The following is a 20,889-nucleotide window of genomic DNA, read 5'->3' on the forward strand; positions in this document are numbered from 1 at the left end:
CCGAACGCCGCCTTTCGGCGGCCTTCGGATTGGCGCAGCCCTTCTGGGGCCGCGAGGCAGCACCGAGATGGTGCTGCCCTGCCTGTTTTACAAGGCCGTCAAACTCACCAGCGGTAGTGGGCGAATGCCTTGTTGGCTTCGGCCATGCGGTGGGTTTCTTCGCGCTTCTTGATGGCGCCGCCACGGTTTTCCGCAGCGTCGATCAGTTCAGCGGCCAGCTTCTTCGGCATGGTGTTCTCACCACGCTTGCGCGCGGAGTCGATCAGCCAACGCATGGCCAGGGCCATCTTGCGCGAGGCGCGCACTTCGACCGGCACCTGATAGGTGGCACCACCGACACGGCGGGACTTGACTTCGACCGACGGAGCCACGTTTTCCAGAGCCTTCTGAACCAGCTCGACGGAATTCGGGTTCTTCTCACCGATCACGTCCATGGCGCCATAGACGATCTTTTCAGCGACCGACTTCTTGCCGCTCAGCATCACCATGTTGATGAAACGGGCGATGGTTTCGCTTCCGTGCTTCGGATCCGGCAGGACTGCGCGCTGCGGCGTATTACCTTTACGAGACATGTGTGCTTTCCCTTAGCTCTTCGGACGCTTGGCGCCGTACTTGGAACGGCCCTGGCGACGCTTGGCAACGCCGGAGGCGTCGAGCGAACCACGAACGGTGTGGTAACGCACACCCGGCAGATCCTTGACGCGACCGCCACGGATCAGGACCACGGAGTGCTCCTGCAGGTTGTGGCCTTCACCGCCGATGTAGGAAATCACTTCTTCCTGGTTGGTCAGGCGAACCTTGGCAACCTTGCGAAGCGCCGAGTTCGGCTTCTTCGGAGTAGTGGTGTAAACGCGCGTGCAGACGCCACGGCGCTGGGGGCACTTTTCGAGAGCCGGCGAGGCGCTCTTATAAGTGGTTGCCTGCCGCGGCTTGCGGACAAGCTGATTGATCGTCGCCATCAGTATGTTCTTCTGAGAGAGGCCGAAAGAAACCGGCCATGAATGCGGATATGTGCGAGCAGGCGAAAAACCGGCCTGCTGAGACAGACGATTGTAGCAACCTGGCGAAAACGCGGTCAAATGCGCACACGCCAAGCCAGCCCTGATCCCGGGCCGTTACAGGGGAGCCTTCTCCATGCCCCCCGTTCAGGTTGTCGTCCGACCCATCGCTGGGCCGGGCGGCATCCTACCTCATCGAAAGCCAACAGACCAGCGGCCTGGGCCCTCGAGTGCAGATCCGGCCGGAACCGGTGCTGCGTGATGCTTGTCCGGCACGAGGCCGGACCGTACGGCAGGGACCGACCGATGGCCGTCCCCTGCCCGATCGAGGTCCGGCCGGAGCCGGACCCGCCGATCAATCCTCGGCCTGCTCGGCGTCGGTCGATTCCACCACCACTTCCGGTGCTGCCACGGCCACCGGGGCTGCAGCTGCCGGGGTACCGGCGAGGGTCTGCATTTCCGAGTCGGTCAGCCCGCTCGCGTTGCGGCGGCGGTTGGCGTGGTAGGACAGACCGGTACCGGCCGGAATCAGACGGCCGACGATCACGTTCTCCTTCAGGCCGCGCAGGTTGTCCTTGGTGCCGCGGACGGCAGCCTCGGTCAGCACGCGGGTGGTCTCCTGGAAGGAGGCCGCCGAGATGAACGATTCGGTTGCCAGCGAGGCCTTGGTGATGCCCAGCAGGACCGGATCGAAACGAGCGATCAGCTCGTTGCGGGTGGTCAGGCGTGCATTTTCCTCGATGACGCGCTGGCGCTCGACCTGTTCGCCGTTCAGGAACTTGCTGCTGCCCTGATCGGTGATCTCGACCTTGCGCAGCATCTGGCGGGTGATCACCTCGATGTGCTTGTCGTTGATCTTCACGCCCTGCAGGCGGTACACGTCCTGGATTTCCTTGACCAGGTAGGCGGCCAGCGGCTCGACACCCAGCAGACGCAGGATGTCCTGCGGGCTCGGCTCGCCGTCGACGATGGTTTCGCCCTTGGTCACGTGCTCACCTTCGAACACGATGACCTGACGGTACTTCGGAATCAGCTCTTCGTGCTCCGAACCATCGGTGTCCTTGATGATCAGGCGCTGCTTGCCCTTGGTGTCCTTGCCGAAGCTGATGATGCCCGAACGCTCGGCCAGCACCGCCGGATCCTTCGGCTTGCGCGCTTCGAACAGATCGGCCACGCGCGGCAGACCACCGGTGATGTCGCGGGTCTTGGACGCTTCCTGCGGGATCTTGGCAACCACGTCACCCACGCCGACGGCAGCGCCGTCCTGCAGGTTGACGATCGAGCGCGGCGGCAGCAGGTACTGCGCCGGCAGGTCGGTGCCCGGAATCGACAGGTCGTTGCCCTTGCCATCGACGATGCGGACGATCGGGCGCAGATCCTTCGCCTGGGCGCCGCGGCGCTTCGGGTCGGTGATTTCGCGCGACGCCAGGCCGGTCAGCTCATCGGTCTTCTCGATGACGGTGATGCCGTCGACGAAGTCGATGAAGCGGATGAAACCAGCCACTTCCGAAACGATCGGGTGGTTATGCGGATCCCAGTTGGCCACGGTCTGGCCAGCCTTGACCGCATCACCGTCCTTGGAGGTGATGGTTGCGCCGTACGGCAGCTTGTAACGCTCACGCTCACGGCCGTGCGCATCGAGCACCGACATTTCGCCCGAGCGCGACACCGCGACCAGCGAGCCGTTGGCATGGGAAACCGACTTGAGGTTGCTGAACTTGACCGAGCCGGTGGTCTTGACGGTGATGTTGTCGACCGCAGCAGCTCGCGATGCCGCACCACCGATGTGGAACGTACGCATCGTCAGCTGGGTACCCGGCTCACCGATGGACTGGGCGGCGATGACGCCGACCGCTTCACCGATGTTGACCAGGTGGCCACGGGCCAGATCGCGGCCGTAGCAGCGACCGCAGACGCCGAAGGCCGATTCGCAGGAGATCGTCGAGCGGACCTTGATGGTCTGCACGCTGGCCTCTTCAAGCTTGGCGACCCATGCTTCGTCCAGCAGGGTGTTGCGGGTGACGATCGGATCTTCGTCGTTGCCCGGCAGGAACACGTCCTCGGCAACCACGCGACCCAGCACGCGATCCTTCAACGGCTCGACCACGTCGCCGCCTTCAACGATCGGGGTCATGATCAGGCCTTCGGAGGTACCGCAGTCCACCTCGGTGATCACCACGTCCTGCGCCACGTCGACCAGACGACGGGTCAGGTAACCCGAGTTCGCGGTCTTCAGCGCGGTATCGGCCAGACCCTTACGGGCACCGTGGGTGGAGTTGAAGTACTCCTGCACGTTCAGGCCTTCGCGGAAGTTCGCCTTGATGGGCGTCTCGATGATCGAGCCATCGGGACGGGCCATCAGGCCACGCATGCCGGCCAGCTGACGGATCTGCGCCTGGCTGCCTCGCGCACCGGAGTCGGCCATGATGTACAGGGAGTTCATCGACTTCTGGTCGATGGTCTCGCCCTTGGCATTGATGACCTTCTCGGTACCGATGGTGTCCATCATCGCCTTGGCGATGCGCTCATTGGTGCGCGACCAGATGTCGACCACCTTGTTGTAGCGCTCGCCGGCGGTGACCAGGCCCGACTGGTACTGCTCCTGGATTTCCAGCACTTCGGCTTCGGCCTCGGTGAGGATGCCCTTCTTCTCGTCCGGGATCAGCATGTCGTCGATGCCGATCGAGACGCCGGCACGGGTCGCGTAGGCGAAGCCGGTGTACATCAGCTTGTCGGCGAACACGACCGTGTCCTTCAGACCCAGCTGACGGTAGCTGGAGTTGATCAGGCGGCTGATGTTCTTCTTGGTCAGCTCGGTGTTGGCCAGCGCGAACGGCAGGCCTTCCGGCAGGATTTCAGCCAGCAGGGCGCGACCGATGGTGGTATCCACGATCGAGGTCTTGCTCTGCTTGTTGCCTTCCTCGTCGGTCACCACCTCGGTGATGCGGACCTTGACGCGCGCGTGCAGTTCCACCACGCGGTTGTCGTAGGCGCGCTTGACTTCGGCGATGTTGGCGAAGGCCATGCCCTCGCCCTTCTTGTTTTCCAGCGAGCGGGTCATGTAGTACAGACCCAGCACGACGTCCTGCGACGGCACGATGATCGGCTCGCCGTTGGCCGGCGACAGGATGTTGTTGGTCGACATCATCAGCGCACGCGCTTCCAGCTGGGCTTCCAGCGAGAGCGGCACGTGGACGGCCATCTGGTCACCGTCGAAGTCGGCGTTGAACGCGGTGCAGACCAGCGGGTGCAGCTGGATGGCCTTGCCTTCGATCAGGACCGGCTCGAAGGCCTGGATGCCCAGACGGTGCAGGGTCGGCGCACGGTTCAGCATCACCGGATGCTCGCGGATGACCTCTTCCAGGATGTCCCAGACTTCGGCTTCTTCGCGCTCGACCAGCTTCTTGGCGGCCTTGATGGTGGTGGCCAGGCCACGACGCTGCAGCTTGGCGAACACGAACGGCTTGAACAGTTCGAGCGCCATCTTCTTCGGCAGGCCGCACTGGTGCAGGCGCAGGTACGGACCGACCACGATGACCGAACGGCCCGAGTAGTCGACGCGCTTGCCGAGCAGGTTCTGACGGAAGCGACCCTGCTTGCCCTTGATCATGTCGGCCAGCGACTTCAGCGGGCGCTTGTTGGTGCCGGTGATGGCACGGCCACGACGACCGTTGTCCAGCAGCGCATCGACCGATTCCTGCAGCATGCGCTTTTCATTGCGCACGATGATGTCCGGCGCGCTCAGTTCGAGCAGGCGGCGCAGGCGGTTGTTGCGGTTGATGACGCGGCGGTACAGGTCGTTCAGGTCGGAGGTCGCGAAGCGGCCACCGTCCAGCGGAACCAGCGGACGCAGGTCCGGCGGCAGCACCGGCAGGACGGTCATGACCATCCACTCCGGACGGTTGCCCGATTCCAGGAAGGCTTCGATCAGCTTGATGCGCTTGGTCAGTCGCTTCAGCTTGGTTTCCGAACCGGTGCTGGCGATCTCTTCGCGCAGACGGGTCATTTCCGACTGCAGGTCGATGGTGCGCAGCAGTTCGTACACGGCCTCGGCGCCCATGGCGGCGTCGAAGTCGTCACCGTGCTCCTGGCGTGCCTGCAGGTACTGCTCTTCGGTCAGCAGCTGGCGGCGCTCCAGAGCGGTCAGGCCCGGCTCGGTCACCACGTAGGCTTCGAAGTACAGCACGCGCTCGATATCGCGCAGGGTCATGTCCAGCATCAGGCCGATGCGCGACGGCAGCGACTTAAGGAACCAGATGTGCGCGACCGGCGAAGCCAGGTCGATGTGGCCCATGCGCTCACGACGCACCTTGGCCAGGGTCACTTCGGTGCCGCACTTCTCGCAGACCACGCCGCGGTGCTTCATGCGCTTGTACTTGCCGCACAGGCACTCGTAGTCCTTGACCGGTCCGAAGATGGCGGCGCAGAACAGGCCGTCACGTTCCGGCTTGAAGGTACGGTAGTTGATGGTTTCCGGCTTCTTCACTTCGCCGAAGGACCACGAACGGATCAGGTCCGGCGAAGCCAGCGCGATCTTGATCGCGTCGAAGTCCAGCGTCTGGCGCTGCTGGTTGAAGAGGTTGAGCAGGTCTTTCATGGTGTTCTCCAGAAGGAGGAATGCTGTGTCGATGGGCTTTCAGTTGACTGCCAGCGGCGCGGCGGCGTAGACCGCCGCGCCGGCATGGATCAGTTGTCTTCCAGTTCCATGTTGATGGCCAGCGAGCGGATTTCCTTCACAAGCACGTTGAAGGATTCCGGCATGCCCGCGACCATCTCGTGCTCACCGTCGACGATGTTCTTGTACATCTGGTTGCGGCCCTGCACGTCATCGGACTTCACCGTCAGCATTTCCTGCAGGGTGTAGGCCGCGCCGTAGGCTTCCAGCGCCCAGACTTCCATTTCACCGAAGCGCTGGCCGCCGAACTGCGCCTTGCCGCCCAGCGGCTGCTGGGTGACGAGCGAGTACGGACCGGTCGAACGGGCGTGCATCTTGTCGTCGACCAGGTGGTTCAGCTTCAGGTAGTGCATGTAGCCAACGGTGGTGTGGCGATCGAAGGCTTCACCGGTGCGGCCGTCATACAGCTGGGTCTGGCCACTGCTCGGCAGGTCGGCCAGTTCCAGCATGCGCTTGATTTCCGCTTCGGTGGCACCGTCGAACACCGGGGTGGCCATCGGCACGCCGTCGAACAGGTTGCGGGCCAGGCGCAGCAGTTCCTCGTCGCTGAACTGCGACAGGTCGACACGGTTGGCCACGTTGGTGTCATCGTGGTTGTAGATGTCGTCCAGGAACTTGCGCAGGTCGGCGACCGCCGCCTGGGCTTCCAGCATCGCCTGGATCTTGCGACCCAGACCCTTGGCAGCCCAGCCCAGGTGCACTTCCAGGATCTGCCCGATGTTCATACGCGACGGCACGCCCAGCGGGTTCAGCACGATGTCCACGGTTTCGCCCGAGGCCATGTACGGCATGTCCTCGACCGGCACCACGTTGGACACCACACCCTTGTTGCCGTGGCGGCCTGCCATCTTGTCGCCCGGCTGGATGCGGCGCTTCACGGCCAGGAACACCTTGACCATCTTCAGCACGCCCGGAGCCAGGTCGTCGCCGGCGGTGATCTTGCCGCGCTTGTCGGCGAAGCGACGCTCGAATTCCTTCTCGTGCGCCTGGATCTGCTTCTGTGCGCGTTCGATGGCTTCGGCAGCGTCCTCGTCCTTCATGCGCAGCACGAACCAGTCGGCCTTCTTCAGGCCATCCAGGTAGGCGTCGGAGATGACGTCGCCCTTCTTCAGGCCAGCGCCACCGTTGACCACCTTGCCCACGATCTGCGAACGCAGACGCATGTAGATGGCTGCTTCCAGGATGCGGAACTGGTCGTCGAAGTCCTTCTTGACGCGCTTGATTTCAGATTCTTCGATCTGACGAGCGCGCTTGTCCTTCTCGATGCCATCGCGGGTGAAGACCTGCACGTCGATGACGGTGCCGTCCATGCCCGGCGGCACGCGCAGCGAGCTGTCCTTCACGTCCGAAGCCTTCTCGCCGAAGATCGCGCGCAGCAGCTTCTCTTCCGGGGTCAGCTGGCTTTCGCCCTTCGGGGTGACCTTGCCGACCATGATGTCACCAGCGCGGACTTCGGCACCGATGTACACCACGCCGCTCTCGTCCAGACGGTTCAGCGCCTGCTCGGAAACGTTCGGGATGTCGGCGGAGATTTCCTCCGGCCCCAGCTTGGTGTCACGCGCAACGCAGGTCAGCTCTTCGATGTGGATCGTGGTGTAGCGATCCTCTTCCACCACGCGCTCGGAGAGCAGGATGGAGTCTTCGAAGTTGTAGCCGTTCCACGGCATGAAGGCGATCAGCATGTTCTGGCCCAGGGCCAGTTCACCGATGTCGGTGGACGGACCGTCAGCCAGCACGTCGCCACGCGCCACCACGTCGCCCACTTCCACCAGCGGACGCTGGTTGATGCAGGTGTTCTGGTTGGAGCGGGTGTACTTGATCAGGTTGTAGATGTCGACGCCGGCATCGGTCGCGTCGGTGATTTCCACTTCGTTGACCTTGACCACGATGCGGGCGGCATCGATCTGCACGATCTCGCCACCACGACGGGCATTCACGGTCACGCCCGAGTCACGCGCCACGGCGCGCTCGATGCCGGTACCGACCAGCGGCTTCTGCGCACGCAGAGTCGGCACAGCCTGACGCTGCATGTTCGCGCCCATCAGTGCGCGGTTGGCGTCATCGTGCTCCAGGAACGGAACCAGCGCAGCCGCGATCGACACGGTCTGCATCGGCGAGACGTCCATGAAGTGGACTTCCGCCGGCGGCTTCAGCAGCGATTCGCCCTGGTAACGGCAGGGAACGAACTGCTCGGTCAGCACGCTGTTGGCATCGGTCAGGGCGTTGGCCTGGGCGATGACGTACTCGTTTTCTTCGATGGCCGACAGGAACTCGACTTCGTCGAAGACCTTGCCGTCCACGACCTTGCGGTACGGGGTCTCGAGGAAACCGTACTGGTTGGTGCGTGCGTACACGGCCAGCGAGTTGATCAGGCCGATGTTCGGGCCTTCCGGCGTTTCGATGGTGCAGACGCGGCCGTAATGGGTCGGGTGCACGTCGCGCACTTCGAAGCCGGCGCGCTCACGGGTCAGGCCGCCCGGGCCCAGGGCCGAGACGCGACGCTTGTGGGTCACTTCCGACAGCGGGTTGTTCTGATCCATGAACTGCGACAGCTGCGAGGAGCCGAAGAATTCCTTGATCGCCGCAGCCACCGGCTTGGCGTTGATCAGCTCCTGCGGGGTCAGGCCTTCCGACTCTGCCATCGACAGGCGTTCCTTGACCGCGCGCTCGACGCGGACCAGGCCCACGCGGAACACGTTCTCGGCCATTTCACCGACCGAACGCACGCGACGGTTGCCCAGGTGATCGATGTCATCGACCACGCCACGACCGTTGCGGATCTCGGTCAGGACCTTGATCACTTCCAGGATGTCCGAGCTGTCGCCGTGGGCGGCAACCAGGCGCTTGGACTCTTCGTCGTTGCGCTCGCCGTAGTACTTGCGGTCGTACAGCACGGCTTCGCCGGTGGTTTCCTTGCGGCCCACGCGACGGTTGAACTTCATGCGGCCGACTGCAGACAGGTCGTAGCGCTCGAAGGTGAAGAACAGGTTGTGGAACAGGTTCTGCGCAGCATCCTTGGTCGGCGGCTCGCCCGGACGCATCATGCGGTAGATCTCGACCAGGGCTTCCAGCTGGGTCTTGGTCGGATCGATGCGCAGGGTGTTGGACAGGTACGGGCCACGATCCAGGTCGTTCACCCACAGGGTGCCCACTGCATCGACGCCGGCCTTGCGGAAGTTCTGCAGCTGCTCGTCGGTGATTTCGTCGTTGGCCTGGGCCAGCAGTTCACCGGTCGAGGCATCGACCACGTCGTGCGACAGGATGCGGCCGACGATGTAGTCGTCCGGCACGGCCAGGGCGGCGATGCCCGAGGCTTCCAGCTGCTTGATGTGGCGCGCGGTGATGCGCTTGCCGGCTTCCACGATGACCTTGTCGCCATCGGCGAGGTCGAAGCCCAGGGTTTCGCCGCGCAGGCGCTCCGGCACCAGCTCCAGCTGGACGCCTTCATCCGGGTTGATGTGGAAGGTGTTGATCTCGAAGAACTCGGCCAGCATCTCTTCGTTGCTGTAGCCAAGCGCACGCAGCAGGATCGACACCGGCAGCTTGCGGCGACGGTCGATACGGGTGAACAGCGCGTCCTTCGGGTCGAACTCGAAGTCCAGCCAGGAGCCGCGGTAAGGAATGATGCGGGCGCTGTACAGCAGCTTGCCCGAGCTGTGGGTCTTGCCACGGTCGTGGTCGAAGAACACGCCCGGCGAGCGGTGCAGCTGCGAGACGATGACGCGCTCGGTGCCGTTGACGATGAAGGTGCCGTTGTCGGTCATCAGCGGGATTTCGCCGAGGTAGACCTCCTGCTCCTTCACGTACTTGATGGCCTTGGTCGACGACTCGCGGTCGTAGATCACCAGGCGCACGGTCACGCGCAGCGGCGCACCGTAGCTCATGCCACGCTGACGGCACTCACGCTCGTCGAAGACCGGATCGCCCAGCTTGTAGCCGACGTATTCCAGAGCAGCATTGCCGCTGTAGCTGGCGATCGGGAAGACCGACTTCAGTGCAGCGTGCAGGCCGTGGTCCGTGCGCTTGGCCGGATCGACGTTTTCCTGCAGGAATTCACGGTAGGAATCCACCTGGATGGCGAGCAGGAACGGCACTTCGAGAATCGAACGCTGCTTGCCGAAATCCTTGCGGATACGCTTTTTTTCGGTGAACGAATAGGACGTCATGAGGTCTTCCACCTTGTTGTGCGAGTCGTGCGCCCACGACCCGAAGGGAACTTGAAATTGTCAGTTGGAAGTCGCTGGTATTGCCGGCACCAGCACGCCTTCTCCCGCTACTTCCAACTGCCAACTCGTCTGCATCCACTCCCCCGCCGCCGCGCTTTGCGCTGGCCGACCAGGGTTTGACCGCAGCCCGTGTTGGGCTTTTTCACCGTATTTCCGTAGAACCGCGCCACGATTGGCTGGCCCTACAACAACGACCAAAGGCCGGGGGCTTACGCCCCCAGCCTTGGCTGCATCGCCGGATTTCGATGGCGACGCAATGGAAGTGCTTACTTGACTTCGACAGTCGCGCCAGCAGCTTCCAGGTCCTTCTTCATCTTCTCGGCTTCGTCCTTCGAAGCGTTGTCCTTCAGGACGCCGCCGGCTTCGGCCAGGTCCTTCGCTTCCTTCAGGCCCAGGCCGGTGATGGCGCGGACGGCCTTGATGACTTCGACCTTCTTGTCGCCAGCGGTCTTCAGGGTGACGACGAATTCGGTCTGCTCTTCAACGACGGCAGCCGGGCCAGCCACAGCAGCGGCGACCGGAGCAGCGGCGGAGACGCCGAACTTCTCTTCGATGGCCTTGACCAGCTCCATCACTTCCATCAGGGACTTCTCGGCGATGGCGTCGACGATCTGTTCGTTGGTAAGGGACATGATAATTACCTTTGGATGTTTTTCTGGATTGAGGTTCCGTCAGGAACCACGATTAGTCGAAACTCAGGCGGTCTCGGCGGCCGGTTCAGCAGCGTCGGCGGCGACGTCGCCACCATTCTGCTTGTCGCCGATTGCCTTGATGGCGCGGGCGAACATCGTGACCGGCTCGGTCAGGACGCGTGCCAGCATTGCCAGGGCCTGGTCGCGGGTCGGCAGCGAGGCCAACACGTCGACATGGCTTGCCGGGAACACTTCGCCGCCGATGGCGACGACCTTGGCCTGCAGCTTGTCGTTGCCCTTGGCGGCATCCTTGATCAGGCGACCGGCAGCGCCGGGCTCCTCAAGCGAGAACGCGTACAGCAGCGGACCAACGAGCTTGTCCTGTGCACATGCGAACTCGGTGCCTTCAACAGCACGCGACGCCAGGGTGTTCTTGACAACTTTCAAGAAAACGCCGGTTTCACGAGCCTGCTTACGCATCGCGGTCATCTGAGCGACCGTGGTGCCAGCGTATTCGGCTGCGATCAAGGAGTGGGCCTTGGCGGCGATGTCTGCCAGCTCCGCGACTACTTCTTGCTTCTGGGACAGATTGAGAGCCATTGCACTCCTCCGATTGAACTCCGCTTACGGCTCCTGCCGTGTGCGGTCCTGTGCGGCATCCGTCCTGGACGCCGGGAACATCGGAATGATGTTCCGGGGGGTGGGCCGTTCTAGACCTGGAGTGGGCCAACCTGGGTAACCCCAGACGTGCGTGAACCAGAAAAACTCCAGAAGGGCACCATCTACGCAGGGTGATTCCGGGGAATCGATTAAGCGTTCGTGGCTGCTCCGGCGGCGACTCCCTGCCAAATCGAGCTTCCGTGCCCGTCGCCGGCATACCACGACCGCACCTGCGGTCTTTGACGGCTACCACCGGCGATGGGTTGCCGGCGATGCCTTCAAATGTCACGACCGCGGGACCCGAGGGACCCGCGATCGCTTGAAACGATTACTTCAGGCTCAGCGACGACTGGTCGACGGTGACGCCCGGGCCCATCGTCGAGCTGACCGACACCTTCTGCAGGTACAGGCCCTTCGAGGTGGCCGGCTTGGCCTTGATCAGGTCCAGCAGCAGCGCGGTCAGGTTCGACTTCAGCGCGTCTTCGGCGAAGTCGGCCTTGCCGATGGTGCAGTGGATGATGCCGGCCTTGTCGGTGCGGTAACGCACCTGACCCGACTTGGCATTCTTCACAGCCTCACCCGGGTTCGGGGAGACGGTGCCGACCTTCGGGTTCGGCATCAGGCCGCGCGGGCCCAGCACGGTACCCAGCTTACCGACGACGCGCATTGCGTCCGGGGTCGCGATCACGACGTCGTAGTTCAGATCGCCGGCCTGCATCTTCTCGGCCAGGTCGTCCATACCGACGGCTTCGGCACCAGCGGCCAGGGCTTCATCAGCCTTGGCACCGGCCGGAGCGAAGACAGCGACGCGGACCGACTTGCCGGTACCAGCCGGCAGCACGGTGGAGCCACGGACCTGCTGGTCGGACTTCTTCGCGTCGACGCCCAGGCGCACAGCAACGTCGATCGACTCGACGAACTTGGCCTTGGTGGCGGTCTTCAGGATGTTGATTGCGTCCTCGAAGGCATACGCCTTACCCGGGACAACGGCGGCCTTGATGGCCTTTTCGCGCTTGTTCTGTGCCATCTGATTAACCCTCCACCACGAGGCCCATGGAACGGGCAGAGCCAGCGATGGTACGCACGGCGGCGTCCAGGTCGGCGGCAGTCAGATCCGGTTCCTTCGCCTTGGCGATCTCTTCCAGCTGCTTACGGGTGACCTTGCCGACCTTCTCGGTGTTCGGGCGCTTGGAGCCCGACGAGATGCCAGCGGCCTTCTTCAGCAGCGTGGTGGCCGGAGTGCTCTTGGTGATGAAGGTGAACGTACGGTCCGAATAGGCCGTGATGATCACCGGAACCGGCAGACCCGGCTCGAGCTTCTGCGTGGCGGCATTGAAGGCCTTGCAGAATTCCATGATGTTCAGGCCGCGCTGACCCAGCGCAGGACCGACCGGCGGCGAGGGGTTGGCCTGACCGGCCTTCACCTGCAGCTTGATATAACCGACAACTTTCTTTGCCATGTGAGTACTCTCCGGGTGCTAGCGCCTTGCGACAACAGGCTCCCCATCGGACCGGGAATCACGCGTCCCGGCATCGCGTTTTGAAATCATGCCGAAGGCCACCTTTCGGTGGCCTCGTCCCGCCAGCTTCCCAACGGGAGCCGCGCAGCATATCAGGTTTTTTCTTCACATGCCTGAAGCGGCATGTGAATACAGATCAGACGGCCTTTTCGACCTGACCGAACTCGAGCTCGACCGGGGTGGCGCGACCGAAGATCAGCACCGAGACGCGCAGACGGCTCTTCTCGTAGTTGACTTCTTCGACGACACCGTTGAAGTCGTTGAACGGACCCTCGGTGACGCGGACCATCTGGCCCGGCTCGAACAGCACCTTCGGACGCGGCTTCTCGACGCCTTCCTGGACACGGTTCAGGATCGCTTCGGCCTCGGAATCTGCGATCGGCAGCGGACGATCGGCGGTTCCGCCGATGAAGCCCATGACGCGCGGGGTTTCCTTGACCAGGTGCCAGCTTTCGTTGTCGATGCGCGGAATACCCGCTTCTTCGTGGGTCTCGATCTGGACCAGCACGTAACCCGGGAAGAACTTGCGCTCGGAACGGCGCTTCTGGCCGGCGCGCATTTCGATCACTTCCTCGGTCGGAACCAGGACGTCGCCGAAGCGCTCTTCCATGCCGTCACGGACGATGCGATCGCGCAGAGCCTGCGCCACCGACTTCTCGAAGCCCGAATAGGCGTGAACGACGTACCAACGCTTCATGCATTTCTCCTTAGCGGCTCAGGAACCACTGAGTCAGTTTCTGGATGAAGAAGTCGAACCCACCCAGCAGCAAGCTGAGGATCAGGACGACGACAATCACCACCCAGGTCATGCGAATGGCTTCCTGACGGGTCGGCCAAACCACTTTACGCAGTTCGAAACGCGACTCGGAGAGGAATTCGCGGGTGTCGCGCCCCTTGCCGGTCAGCATGAACACGCCGATACCGCCAACCAGGCCGACCACGACCGCCAACGCACGCAGCTGACCCGCCCACGTGCCCAGCTGGGCAGCGCGACCGGAGTCGGCGGAGAACCAGAACCAGACGAACAGACCTGCCAGCACCAGCAACGATGCGAGGACGTACTTGACGATATCCCCGCCTTGCGCGGAGGTGTCCTTGGAATGTTCGATCTTGCTATTCATCAGGCTGTGTCTGCTTTAGCGGCAGGGCCGCTGGGTAAGGTGGGCAGATGGCACGCCAGGAGGGACTCGAACCCCCAACCTGCGGTTTTGGAGACCGCTGCTCTGCCAATTGAGCTACTGGCGTACGTAGAAAACTTGCCTTCCCTTAGACGGCGAAGGCGGACCGAGGTTCCCGGCCCGCCACTCGCCAGACCGGCAGCGCTATGCGACCGCCGGCATGCAGGCTTACTCGAGGATGTTGGCAACCACGCCAGCACCGACGGTACGGCCACCTTCGCGGATTGCGAAGCGCAGGCCGGCGTCCATGGCGACCGGGTTGATCAGGGTGACAACCATCTTGATGTTGTCGCCCGGCATCACCATCTCGACGCCTTCCGGCAGCTCGACCGCACCGGTGATGTCGGTGGTACGGAAGTAGAACTGCGGACGGTAGCCCTTGAAGAACGGGGTGTGACGGCCGCCTTCGTCCTTCGACAGGACGTAGACTTCGGCGTCGAACTTGGTGTGCGGCTTGATCGAACCCGGCTTGGCCAGAACCTGGCCACGCTCGACGTCGTCACGCTTGGTGCCGCGCAGCAGCAGACCGGCGTTGTCGCCTGCCTGACCCTGGTCCAGCAACTTGCGGAACATTTCCACGCCGGTCACGGTGGTCTTCTGCACCGGACGGATGCCGACGATTTCGATTTCTTCGCCGACCTTGATCACGCCGCGCTCGATACGACCGGTCACCACGGTGCCGCGGCCCGAGATCGAGAACACGTCTTCGACCGGCATCAGGAATGCCTTGTCGACGTCACGCTCCGGGGTCGGGATCCAGGTGTCCAGCGCCTCGACCAGCTTGATGACGGCCGGCACGCCGATGTCGCTCTGGTCGCCTTCCAGCGCCAGACGGGCCGAACCCGAGATGATCGGGGTGTCGTCGCCCGGGAAGTCGTACTTGCTCAGCAGCTCGCGGACTTCCATTTCGACCAGTTCCAGCAGCTCGGCATCGTCAACCATGTCGGCCTTGTTCAGGAACACGACGATGTACGGCACGCCGACCTGACGCGACAGCAGGATGTGCTCGCGGGTCTGCGGCATCGGGCCGTCAGCGGCCGAGCACACCAGGATCGCGCCGTCCATCTGGGCAGCGCCGGTGATCATGTTCTTGACGTAGTCAGCATGGCCCGGGCAATCGACGTGTGCGTAATGACGATTGACGGATTCGTATTCGACGTGCGCGGTCGAGATCGTGATGCCACGTGCCTTTTCTTCCGGCGCGGCGTCGATCGCGGAGTAATCCTTGAACTCGCCACCGAAGCGCTCTGCACCGATCTTGGTCAGTGCGGCGGTCAGCGTGGTCTTGCCGTGGTCGACGTGACCGATGGTGCCGACGTTGACGTGCGGCTTGGTGCGCTCGAACTTACCCTTGGCCATGGCTGCTTATCTCGAATTCGTCTGGTGTGGTGCTGAAGATGGTGCTCACAAAAGGAATCGAACCTTCGACCTCTTCCTTACCAAGGAAGTGCTCTACCGACTGAGCTATGTGAGCGAGTTTTGCATTATGGCATGAACTCGATAATATTCAAAGTTCACTCAATGGAGCGGGAGACGGGGATCGAACCCGCACCATCAGCTTGGAAGGCTGAGGTTCTACCATTGAACTACTCCCGCACCGGGAATGTGCCACAACGTGAAGCTGGTGGAGGGAGGTGGATTCGAACCACCGAAGGCGTAAGCCAGCAGATTTACAGTCTGCCCCCGTTGGCCGCTTGGGTATCCCTCCTTTTACCACCCCGTCCCGTGCCGCCGAAGCGTTGCGGTGTGTGGTGGTGAGCCCGCAATTCTGGAGATGAAGCGGGGGTCTGTCAACGCTTTTTTTCACTTTTTTTCACGCGCGTCGCAAACCCCTTGATACGCAAGGGTCTGCTCAGGGCAGTGCAATTGTCTCGTCGGCAAAGATGGCCACATGGGCAACGCCATCGGCCCCGATCCAGCCCCGATACATGCCCTGGGTGTTGAACGGCGCTGCCGCTTTTCCATCTGCAGAGAGCACGATTGCCCCGCCGTCACCGCCCATCTGCGGAATCGCGTCGTTGATCACGCCCTTGCCCGCCTGTTCCGGCGATTGACCGAGGTAGCGCATGCGCGCGCAGATCTCATGGGCTGCCGCGGTGCGGATGTAGTACTCGCCCCAACCGGTACCCGATACCGCACAACGCGCATCGGCCCAGGTGCCGGCACCGATGATCGGCGAGTCGCCGACACGGCCATAGCGCTTGTTGGTCATGCCGCCGGTGGAAGTGCCTGCAGCAAGATGGCCCTGCGCATCCAGGGCGACCGCACCGACCGTGCCGAAGTGCTTTGCGGTTTCCAGGTCGGCATGCGCTTGCCCGCTCGCCTCTTCCTTCAATGCACGCTGCAGCTGCTGCCAGCGCTTGTCGGTGCGGAAGTAGGAGGGGTCGACCAGGGTCACGCCCTGTTCGGTGGCAAAGGCTTCGGCGCCCTGCCCCACCATCATCACGTGCCTGGACCTCTGCATCACCGTCTGCGCGAGGAGGATCGGGTTGCGCACGCGCTGCACGCCAGCCACTGCGCCGGCCGCCTGGGTAGCGCCATCCATCACCGCCGCGTCCAGTTCATTGCGGCCCTCGTGGGTGAACACAGCGCCCTTGCCCGCGTTGAAGGTCGGATCATCCTCGAGCACGGTGATCGCAGCAGTGACCGCCGCCAATGCCGGACGCCCGGCTGCAAGTTCGGCATGGCCCTTCAGCAATGCCGCCTTCAGCGCAGCGCGCGCGGCCTGCTCTTCCGCCGCGGAGAGATCCTTGCGCTCCACCCCGGCACCGCCGTGGATGACCAGCAGCGGTGATGCGGTGGGTGCGGCCTGGGCCAGCAGTGGCAGGGACAACAGCGCGGACAGCGCCAGGCGCAGTTTCATGGAAGCAGATCTCCAGCAGGAAAGGGATTGGATTGCACGGTAGCGCCGGGCCATGCCCGGTGGAAGGCGCAGCGCCGCGGCATCCGCCGGGCATGGCCCGGCGCTACCGGATCATTGGCGGATGACGTCGATCTCGCCGTCGCTGATGTCAGCCAAGGCCTCGTAGGCCGCCTCGGCCTGCAGGTCGTCCAGGCGCATGCGACTGCCGCTGGCGACCACGGTGACCGGCACCGCGTGGAAGCGCAGGGGTTCACCTTCCACCAGCCGATCGGCATCGCGTCCGGGGCTGACAACCCAGACCTTGCCTTCGCCGTCGGCGCTGTAGACCTGGGCCTGGCCGTCAGGCTCCACGCACAGGGCCGTGTCTTCATCGACGCCGATACCGACCATGTCCGGGTCACCACTGTCATGCGCGGCGCGGGCCACGAACACGATCAGGCGGCCGAGACGGTCGCGCTTGTCGAAGTGGGTGTCGGTGACCACCCGCTGCAGGTAGGGCAACTGCAGGAAGCCGCGGTCCAGGGTCACGGCCTCGCCCATCGGGTCGGCCATGGCGCTGGCCGAATCGATGCTGCCGCCATCCAGCGCGCCATAGGCGTAGCCGCCGAGGATGGCCAGCCCGGCGCTGGTACCGGCAATCGGCTTGCCGGCGCGCACGTGGGCATTCAGCGCGCGATTGAGCGCGGTGCCCTTCCAGAAGCGGATGTAGCGGGACTGATCACCGCCGGCGATGAAGATCGCATCGGCCGCAGCCACGACCCGCAGCACAGCCGGGTCGTCGGCACCGCGGCGGTTGTCGAACACCAGGGTCTGCACTGCGGTAGTACCGCCAATCTCCCGGTACAGACGGTCCTGCAGCTCATCGGTGCCGGAGGCGCGCAGGATCAGCACACGGCCATTGCCGGCCTGGCGCAGCCACCACTGGAAGGCTTCAGGCACCCATTCGCCGCCCCCCATCAGCATCATCGCAGGGGCTCGCGGACCGGGCCGCGGCGCATCCAGATCACCCACTTCGTAATAGGCGAAGCCGGGGTCCATCAGTTCCTGTGCCGCCACAGGCGATGTCCAGCAGAGCGCCGACAGCACCAAGGCGAGGAGCGGGCCACGCAGCCCGTAGCGAAGGCGTCGCATCTTGATCTCCCTGAACAAAAACGACTTGCAACCGTTTTCACTCTTTGCCAGACATATCCCCAGTAGTCAAGGACATAAAAAAGGCGTTAAATGCGCGCGCCCATTCCTGAAATGTGAATGGGGGACAGGGCCCCTCCTCTGCGGGCCGGCATTACTTCCGAGAATTTCTCATGCGTAGACAGGCGATGGCGTGGTCGATCCAGCTGGCGTTGATGGGCGTTGCTGCTTCGGCGGCGGCGCAGACTCCCGCTTCCTCTTCGGTACAACAGCTGGATGCGGTGCAGGTGACCGGCTCACGCATCCCGCGCGCCCAGGTGGAAGGACCGGCGCCGATCACTGTCATCAACGCAGAGCAGATCCGCTCCAGCGGCTTCACCACCGTGCCGGACGTGCTGCGCGCGATGACCCAGAACGGCGGTGAGACGCAGAGCCAGCAGTCCTCCGGTGGCGCCGACTTCTCGCCGGGTGCGCAGCAGGTCGACCTGCGTGGGCTGGGGCCGAACCACACCCTGGTGCTGGTCAACGGCCGTCGCATCGCCGACTTCCCGATGCCGTTCAAGGGCCGCAGCAACTTCACCGATGTGTCCAACATTCCGCTGGGCATGATCGACCGCATTGAAGTGCTGACCGGCAGCGCGTCGGCGATCTACGGTTCGGATGCGATCGCCGGCGTGGTCAATTTCATCCTGAAGAAGAAGGCCGATGGCACCACCATCGACATGCGCATGGGCACCACCACCGAAGGCGGTGGTGAGTCGTTCGACATGAGCCTGGCCAGCGGCTTCAGCAGCGGCAACTTCAACGCGGTGTACAGCGTCGAACTGCAGTCGCAGACGCCGCTGTGGGCCTACGACCGCGACATCCAGGACTCGACCCAGGACGGCCCGACCGAAGGCGCGCGCATCGCCCGTCGTTCCTACCTGCGCACCGACTACAACGATGACTACCTGGACCCGGGCGCAGCGACCTGTGATGCACTGTCGGCGCAGAACCAGGGCAGCACCTACCGCGCGTTCCGTCCGCGCTACGGCTACTACTGCGGCAGCGACAGCTCGATCGGCTACGGCACGATCCTCAGCAAGCGCCGCGGCGCCAACGGCTATGCCTCGCTCAGCTACGACTTCGACAACGGCCAGCAGTGGTTCGCCGACGTGCAGCTGGGCTACCACACGATGTCGCTGATGCGCGATGTCACCAAGTGGGGCCGCATGGCCGCCGACGGTGATGAGTCTGGCTACTTCAACAATGAAGCGACCGGCGAGATCGAGTTCTGGCAGCGCCAGTTCTCGCCCGAGGAAATGGGCGGGCTGGACAATGCAATGGTGCGCAGCACGCAGAAGACCTTCAGCGTGACCACCGGCTTCAAGGGCAACCTGACCGGCAGCTGGGACTACGAAGCGTCACTGAGCCATTCGCAATACCAGTCGCGGATCAGCTGGGCGCAGATCATCGCGTCCAAGGCCAACGACCTGTTCCTGGGCCCGCAGCTGGGCGAGGACGATGACGGCTTCCCGATCTACAACGCCGATCCGTCGCGCCTGTACCGGCCGCTGACCCGTGCCGAGTACGATTCGATCGCCGCACGCACCACCTATACGCCGAAGTCGCGCACCGAGACGGCGGCGTTGACGCTGACCAATGGTTCGCTGTTCACCCTGCCCGGTGGCGATGCCGGCTTTGCCGCGACGGTGGAAGTGGGCCAGCAGGCCTATGCGCTCAATCCCGATCCGCTGGCGACGGGCTATTACTACTACAGCTGGAAGGATTCGGACGGCAAGGGATCGCGCAACCGCTGGGCGACCGCCGCCGAGCTGCGCATGCCGCTGCATGAAACGGTCAACCTGAGCGTGGCCGGCCGTTACGACCAGTACCGCTATTCGGGCCACACCATCGGCAAGGCAACCTGGAGCGGCGGCCTGGAATGGCGTCCGATCGACACGCTGCTGGTGCGCGGCTCGTACGGCACCGCGTTCCGCGCACCGGACCTGCACTACGTGTTCGCCGGCCCGGGCAACGACGAGACCAGCGCAGAAGATCTGTACAACTGCCGCGCCGATGCCGCCGATGATTGCGCCGATTACGAGCGCAACGTGATCCGCAGCCGCAGTGGCAACCGCGAGCTGGACCCGGAAACCAGCACCTCCTGGAGCGCTGGCTTCGTGTGGTCGCCGGCCGCCGGCCTGGACCTGTCGGCCGACTGGTTCAACATCGACATGCGCGACCAGGTGCAGGACATGGACGTGCGCACGATCCTGGCCAGCGAAGCGAACTGCCGGCTGGGCAGCGCCGACATCGGTTCGCCGACCTGCGTGGACGCCCTGGCCCGCATCACCCGCACTGCCGATGGCCGCCTGTATGGCGTGCATGTGAACCCGATCAACGTTGCGCGCGAGTCCACCTCCGGCGTCGACGTCGGCCTGCGCTACCGCCTGCAGACCGGCATCGGCGACTTCATCTTCAATGGCACCCACACCTGGGTGAAGAAGCATGACTTCCAGCGCTATGCCGGTGATGTGACCGAAGACCAGTTCGCGATCAACAGTGGCTTTGATATTCCCCGCACCAAGACCAGTGTCAGCGTGACCTGGGAGAAGGATGCGTGGTCGGCCACCGTGTACGGCTCGCGCCTGGGCAAGCTGCCAACCTCGGACAGCTACGACCAGGTGTTCGACGAGGAAAGCGGCGACAGCCCGTGGATCAAGGCAACCTACCGCTACAACGCCTCGCTGCAGTACCGCTTCGACGATCACTCGCGGTTGTCGCTGTCGGTGGTCAATGTGTTCAACAAGATGCCGCCGAAGGACAAGACCTATACGGCGTACCCGTACTACGACGTGTCCTGGTTCGACAGCGTCGGCCGCACCATCAACCTGCAGTACACGCACAAGTTCGGCGGCAGCGCGCTGTAAGGGCGCCCCTGCTGGCTGCACGATACAGACCCCCGCTTCGGCGGGGGTCTTTTTTTTGATCGCCAGCGCCAGCCTGAACGGTTCCCCGCCGGTAGTC

The 20,889-nt window shown here is 63.6% G+C and carries 14 protein-coding genes and 4 tRNA genes; 1 reads left to right on the forward strand and 17 read right to left on the reverse strand.

Going from position 1 to position 20,889, the window contains the following annotated elements:
* Positions 1-104 precede the first annotated feature (104 nt).
* The 17 genes from rpsG to H3005_RS16240 all read right to left on the reverse strand — a co-directional run bounded on the left by rpsG (position 105) and on the right by H3005_RS16240 (position 17,883).
* The gene (gene rpsG, locus H3005_RS16160; protein WP_089238997.1) at positions 105-572 is read right to left on the reverse strand and encodes a 30S ribosomal protein S7; all 468 of its coding nucleotides are present in this window, start codon (positions 570-572) and stop codon (positions 105-107) included.
* Between the two features lie 12 nt (positions 573-584).
* Positions 585-959 carry a 30S ribosomal protein S12 gene (gene rpsL, locus H3005_RS16165; RefSeq protein WP_025879344.1) on the reverse strand — a complete coding sequence of 125 codons (375 nt, stop codon included), beginning with the start codon at positions 957-959 and terminating at the stop codon, positions 585-587.
* 394 nt (positions 960-1,353) lie between these two features.
* Positions 1,354-5,595 (reverse strand): DNA-directed RNA polymerase subunit beta', encoded by a 4,242-nt coding sequence (gene rpoC / locus H3005_RS16170; RefSeq protein ID WP_191078572.1) that lies wholly within the window; start codon positions 5,593-5,595, stop codon positions 1,354-1,356.
* An 89-nt stretch (positions 5,596-5,684) separates the two neighbouring features.
* Positions 5,685-9,839: a DNA-directed RNA polymerase subunit beta gene (rpoB, locus tag H3005_RS16175; protein ID WP_100551642.1), complete on the reverse strand. Its 4,155-nt coding sequence runs from the start codon at positions 9,837-9,839 to the stop codon at positions 5,685-5,687.
* 326 nt (positions 9,840-10,165) lie between these two features.
* Complete coding sequence (gene rplL, locus H3005_RS16180; protein WP_025879347.1) at positions 10,166-10,531, reverse strand: 50S ribosomal protein L7/L12; 366 nt, start codon at positions 10,529-10,531, stop codon at positions 10,166-10,168.
* A 63-nt stretch (positions 10,532-10,594) separates the two neighbouring features.
* Positions 10,595-11,131 (reverse strand): 50S ribosomal protein L10, encoded by a 537-nt coding sequence (gene rplJ, locus H3005_RS16185; protein WP_089238991.1) that lies wholly within the window; start codon positions 11,129-11,131, stop codon positions 10,595-10,597.
* A gap of 388 nt (positions 11,132-11,519) precedes the next feature.
* Positions 11,520-12,218 (reverse strand): 50S ribosomal protein L1, encoded by a 699-nt coding sequence (rplA, locus tag H3005_RS16190; protein ID WP_089238989.1) that lies wholly within the window; start codon positions 12,216-12,218, stop codon positions 11,520-11,522.
* 4 nt (positions 12,219-12,222) lie between these two features.
* Positions 12,223-12,651: a 50S ribosomal protein L11 gene (rplK, locus tag H3005_RS16195; RefSeq protein WP_004145248.1), complete on the reverse strand. Its 429-nt coding sequence runs from the start codon at positions 12,649-12,651 to the stop codon at positions 12,223-12,225.
* Between the two features lie 196 nt (positions 12,652-12,847).
* On the reverse strand, positions 12,848-13,408 hold the full coding sequence (gene nusG, locus H3005_RS16200) for a transcription termination/antitermination protein NusG (protein ID WP_025879350.1): 561 nt from the start codon (positions 13,406-13,408) through the stop codon (positions 12,848-12,850).
* A gap of 10 nt (positions 13,409-13,418) precedes the next feature.
* On the reverse strand, positions 13,419-13,832 hold the full coding sequence (gene secE / locus H3005_RS16205) for a preprotein translocase subunit SecE (RefSeq protein ID WP_089238987.1): 414 nt from the start codon (positions 13,830-13,832) through the stop codon (positions 13,419-13,421).
* Positions 13,833-13,880: 48 nt separating this feature from the next.
* Positions 13,881-13,956 (reverse strand) — tRNA-Trp (locus H3005_RS16210).
* Positions 13,957-14,057: 101 nt separating this feature from the next.
* Positions 14,058-15,248 (reverse strand): elongation factor Tu, encoded by a 1,191-nt coding sequence (gene tuf, locus H3005_RS16215; protein ID WP_100551641.1) that lies wholly within the window; start codon positions 15,246-15,248, stop codon positions 14,058-14,060.
* A 39-nt stretch (positions 15,249-15,287) separates the two neighbouring features.
* Positions 15,288-15,363, reverse strand: a tRNA-Thr gene (locus H3005_RS16220).
* Between the two features lie 48 nt (positions 15,364-15,411).
* Positions 15,412-15,485, reverse strand: a tRNA-Gly gene (locus H3005_RS16225).
* Positions 15,486-15,511: 26 nt separating this feature from the next.
* Positions 15,512-15,597 (reverse strand) — tRNA-Tyr (locus tag H3005_RS16230).
* A gap of 144 nt (positions 15,598-15,741) precedes the next feature.
* On the reverse strand, positions 15,742-16,752 hold the full coding sequence (locus H3005_RS16235; RefSeq protein ID WP_191078573.1) for an isoaspartyl peptidase/L-asparaginase: 1,011 nt from the start codon (positions 16,750-16,752) through the stop codon (positions 15,742-15,744).
* A gap of 111 nt (positions 16,753-16,863) precedes the next feature.
* Complete coding sequence (locus tag H3005_RS16240) at positions 16,864-17,883, reverse strand: cyanophycinase (RefSeq protein ID WP_191078574.1); 1,020 nt, start codon at positions 17,881-17,883, stop codon at positions 16,864-16,866.
* A gap of 170 nt (positions 17,884-18,053) precedes the next feature.
* Here H3005_RS16240 and H3005_RS16245 point away from each other — a divergent pair, with 170 nt between their 5' ends.
* Entirely contained in the window at positions 18,054-20,792 is a 2,739-nt protein-coding gene (locus tag H3005_RS16245) for a TonB-dependent receptor (RefSeq protein WP_191078575.1), read from the forward strand.
* The last annotated feature ends 97 nt before the right edge of the window (positions 20,793-20,889 follow it).

The sequence above is a fragment of the Stenotrophomonas sp. Br8 genome, assembly GCF_014763005.1.
Classification (GTDB): domain Bacteria; phylum Pseudomonadota; class Gammaproteobacteria; order Xanthomonadales; family Xanthomonadaceae; genus Stenotrophomonas; species Stenotrophomonas lactitubi.